At 71.1% G+C, this 3,847-nt stretch carries 5 protein-coding genes; 4 read left to right on the forward strand and 1 reads right to left on the reverse strand.

Going from position 1 to position 3,847, the window contains the following annotated elements; genetic code table 11:
- The 3 genes from ON39_RS18510 to ON39_RS18520 form a co-directional block, all read left to right on the forward strand.
- On the forward strand, nucleotides 1–985 hold a 985-nt coding region (locus ON39_RS18510), incomplete at its 5' end, for an ATP-binding SpoIIE family protein phosphatase (protein ID WP_040735802.1).
- 55 nt (nucleotides 986–1,040) lie between these two features.
- The gene (locus ON39_RS18515; protein ID WP_040735806.1) at nucleotides 1,041–1,670 is read left to right on the forward strand and encodes a flavin reductase family protein; all 630 of its coding nucleotides are present in this window, start codon (nucleotides 1,041–1,043) and stop codon (nucleotides 1,668–1,670) included.
- Between the two features lie 252 nt (nucleotides 1,671–1,922).
- Nucleotides 1,923–2,261 (forward strand): STAS domain-containing protein, encoded by a 339-nt coding sequence (locus ON39_RS18520; protein ID WP_040735808.1) that lies wholly within the window; start codon nucleotides 1,923–1,925, stop codon nucleotides 2,259–2,261.
- Between the two features lie 113 nt (nucleotides 2,262–2,374).
- On the opposite strand, the gene ON39_RS18525 is transcribed toward ON39_RS18520, so the two are convergent.
- Nucleotides 2,375–3,412: an LLM class F420-dependent oxidoreductase gene (locus ON39_RS18525; protein ID WP_040735803.1), complete on the reverse strand. Its 1,038-nt coding sequence runs from the start codon at nucleotides 3,410–3,412 to the stop codon at nucleotides 2,375–2,377.
- A 132-nt stretch (nucleotides 3,413–3,544) separates the two neighbouring features.
- On the opposite strand from ON39_RS18525, the gene ON39_RS18530 reads away from it, so the two are divergent.
- A partial coding sequence (locus tag ON39_RS18530) for a cyclodeaminase/cyclohydrolase family protein (RefSeq protein WP_174412540.1) occupies nucleotides 3,545–3,847 on the forward strand: 303 nt, incomplete at its 3' end.

A 3,847-nucleotide genomic window follows, 5' to 3' on the forward strand; every position in this document is an offset into this window, starting at 1 on the left:
ATTGCTACTACGCGGGGCCGGACCGGCGCAGTTGCTGGCCGAGCTGGACACCGTCGCGGGCCGGATACCCGGCGCGATGTGCACCACGGTGTGCGCCGCCGTGCTCGACCCGGTGCGCGGGTTGGTCCGCTACAGCAGCGCGGGCCATATGCCGCCGATCCTGGCCGACGTCGACGCGACCGGCCGCCTGCTCGAGGGCGGCCGGTCGTTCCCGTTGGCCACCTTCGACCCGCCGCGCCGCCCGGAGGCGACCACCGCGTTGTCGCCGGGCTCGACGCTGGTGCTGTTCACCGACGGGCTGGTGGAGCAGCGCGGCGTCGACATCGACGACAGCTTCGCCAAGATCGCCGACGTGCTCGCGGGCACCTCGGCCAAGCTGCCGCGCGAGGTGGCCGACGCGGTGCTGTCGCGGCTGCGCCCCGCCGCGGGCTACGACGACGACGTCGCCATGGTGGTGTATCGCCAGCCGCCTGCCCCGCTGCGCCTCGAGGTCCCGGCGCACGCGGATGAGCTTGCCGCCCTGCGTCGTACGCTCAAGGCGTGGCTCTCGGCCGCCGCCGTGCCGCACGATCTGGCCTCCGATCTGGTGGCCGCGGCGAACGAGGCGTGCAGCAACAGCATCGAGCACGCCTACCGCAACGGCGCGATCCCGAGCGGGCGCCCGGAGAGCACCGACCGCTCGATGGGCCGCGTGGCCAAGTCGCTGCGCGACCCGGCGGGCGACGTCAACCGGGTCGAGCTGACCGCGTCCTGCGACACCGAGACGCTGGTGATCACCGTCACCGACTCGGGCAGCTGGAAGCCGCGCTCGGCCGACCCCGGGTATCGCGGCCGCGGCATCGACATGATGCGCGCGCTCACCGAGGAGCTCGACATCGACCACACCGGGCCGGGCACCCGCGTCCGCATGTCGGTGACGCTGCCCGCCATCACGTTCCCGGTGGCGAATCCGTTGCGCGGCACCAACCGCCGCGTCAGCGGGTAGCGACGCGTCGAATTGCCGCCAGCGCCATCGGGTCTCGCGCGGCATCGTGGTCGGCATGCATCGAGTCGTCGATCTCAAAGTCCTCTACTTCGGCACGCCCGTGGTACTGATCAGCACCCGAAACCCTGACGGCACAGCCAATCTCGCGCCGATGTCGTCGGCGTGGTGGCTCGGCGACCAGTGCATGCTCGGGATGAACACCGCCTCGCAAACCACGCAGAACATGCTGCGCGAGCGCGAATGCGTGCTGAATCTGCCCGCCGCCGATCTGGCCGACGCGGTCGATCGGCTCGCGCTGCTGACCGGTTCGCCGGTCAGGACGCCGCACCGGATCGAGAAGGGGTATCGGTACGAGCCGGACAAGTTCGGGGCCGCCGGTCTTCATCCGGTGCCCGCGGACCTGGTCGGCGCGCCGCGGGTGGCCGAGTGCCCGATCCAGCTGGAGTGCGAGTCGCTGTCCGCCGAGCCGTTCGGCGTGGACACCGGCGTGACGGCGCACACGGTGCGGGTGCTGCGGGCGCACGTGGCCGACGACCTGATCGTCCCGGGCACCGCGCACGTCGACCAGCTCCGGTGGGACCCGCTGATCATGAAGTTCTGCGAGTTCTTCGGCGGCGGCACGCGGCTGCGGCCGTCCCGGCTGGCCGAAGCATGGCGGATCCCCCGCACCGCGGCGGCCGGTTGAGCCGATCGCCCGGTCACAGTCGGGTTCTGCCGCGGCGCAACGGCGCCTTCGGCCCGTCGCCTACGGTAAGGTTTGGGCCTATGAACGCGCCGAGGTTGCGAATTCCCCGCTACTTGTGTGTTGTGTTGTTGTGAACGAGCGACAGCGAGTGAACCGAGGACACAGCAACCGATCGGGCGCGACCCAGCCGAACTCGAGCGAGGCGAAGTCTTGACCAACACTTCCGGAGACGCTTATCCCGTCGCGGACACGATGACGACCACCGTCGCCTCGCGGGACGGTGCGACAGTGCTCACGGTGTCCGGCGAGGTCGACCTGGCGACGGCTCCCGCCCTGGAGAGCTCGATCGAGGCCATCCTCGACGGCAAGCCCGCGGCCCTGATCATCGATCTCAGCGCGGTCAGCTTCCTCGCCTCGGCGGGCATGGCCGTTCTCGTCGCGACGCACCAGCGCGCCGGCGAATCCACCGCGATCGCCGTCGTCGCCGACGGACCGGCGACCAGCCGCCAGCTGCGAATGACCAACCTCGATCAGGTCTTCGCCGTGCACTCCACCCTGGAGGAGGCGCTCGCGGGCTTCCGCGAGCGCTGACCCGCGCGGGCACACCGCCGTCCTCGCCGACTGTGCCCGGGACACACTGCCTGCCCCTTCATACCGTCGCTTCGCGCACTCCGTTGCGCGTGCGCGAAGCGACGACGCAACCCTCAGCAGAGTTCGCGCAGCTGCTCGATCAGCTTGACCCGCTCGGCGGCGGTGGCGGCCATCGGCAGCACGTTCAGCACGGTGACGCCCGCCTCGGCGAACGCGGCGACCCGCTCCTTGACGTAGCTCGCCGGACCGATGAGGGAGACGTCGCGGGCCAGCGCGTCGGGGACGACCTTGGCCGCCTCCTCCTTCTTGCCCGCCAGGTACAGCTCCTGGATGCGGTCCGCCTCGGTGCCGTAGCCGTACTTGGTGGCCAGCGCGTGGTAGAAGTTCTTGCCCTTGGCGCCCATGCCGCCGATGTAGAGCGCGAGGTGCGGCTTCACGAACTCCAGCAGCGGCTCGACGTTCTCGCCGATCGCCAGCGTCGGGCTCGCGTACACCTCGAGCGGGCCCAGCTGCGGATCGCGCTTGGCGAAGCCCGCCTCGAGCGACTCGCCCCAGATCTTGTTCGCCTGCTCCGGCAGGAAGAAGATGGGCTGCCAACCCTCGGCGATCTCGGCGGTCAGCTCGACGTTCTTCGGGCCGATCGACGCGAGCAGCACCGGAATGCGTTCGCGCACAGGGTGATTGATCAGCTTCAGCGCCTTGCCCAGGCCGGTGCCCTGCCCCTGCGGCAGCGGGATCTGGTAGTACTTCCCGTCGTACTCGAGCCGCTCGCGCCGCCACACCTTGCGGCAGATCTCCACCAGCTCCCTGGTGCGCCCGATCGGCGCGTCGTAGGGCACGCCGTGGAAGCCCTCGATCACCTGCGGGCCCGACGCGCCGAGGCCGAGGATGAACCGGCCGCCGGAGACGAAGTCCAGCCCGGCCGCCGTCATCGCGGTCAGGCTCGGCGTGCGGGTGTAGATCTGCAGGATGCCCGAGGCCAGCTGCAGCCGGGTGGTCTTGGCGGCCAGGAAGCCGAGCGCGCTCACCGCGTCGAAGGAGTACGCCTCGGGCACGAACACGATGTCCAGCCCGGCGCGCTCGAGGTCGGCCACCTCCGCCGCCGCCTCCGTGAAACCGCCCGAGTAGTTGATGCCCAATCCGATCCGCATAGCACTCAACATAATGGCGGCTACGGGTCGGCGCCGTACCGGGCCGGTCCCGCAGGGTGGGCGCTCGGCCGAGCCGGTAGCGTTGACCGCGCACTCCCCCACCCGCGCCGTAAAAGGAAAGGCCTTCACCCCGTGTCGCAGCCGAGCACATCGTCCCAGGAAACTGCGTCCTCCTTCGGCGAGGCCACGCTCGAGGGGTACCTGGCCGACCTGGCCGCCAAGATTCCCGCGCCCGGCGGCGGCGCCGTCGCCGCGCTGCACGCCGCGCAGGCCGCCGCGCTGGTCGCGATGGTGGCGCGCTACACGACCCGGGCCAAGGACGCCGACAACCGCCCGGTGGTGGACCGCGTCATCGAGGCCGCCGACGCGGCGCGGGCGCGCGCGCTGGCGCTGGCCGAGGCCGACGCCGCCGCGTTCACCGCGGTCGGCGCCGCC

This window comes from Nocardia tenerifensis NBRC 101015 (genome assembly GCF_000308715.1).
GTDB lineage: Bacteria > Actinomycetota > Actinomycetes > Mycobacteriales > Mycobacteriaceae > Nocardia > Nocardia tenerifensis.

Coding starts and splice junctions, on each gene's coding strand:
- ON39_RS18515 (WP_040735806.1), top strand. CDS start 1,041: ATGCATCGAGTCGTCGATCTCAAAGTCCTCTACTTCGGCACGCCCGTG.
- ON39_RS18520 (WP_040735808.1), top strand. CDS start 1,923: ATGACGACCACCGTCGCCTCGCGGGACGGTGCGACAGTGCTCACGGTG.
- ON39_RS18525 (WP_040735803.1), bottom strand. CDS start 3,412: ATGCGGATCGGATTGGGCATCAACTACTCGGGCGGTTTCACGGAGGCG.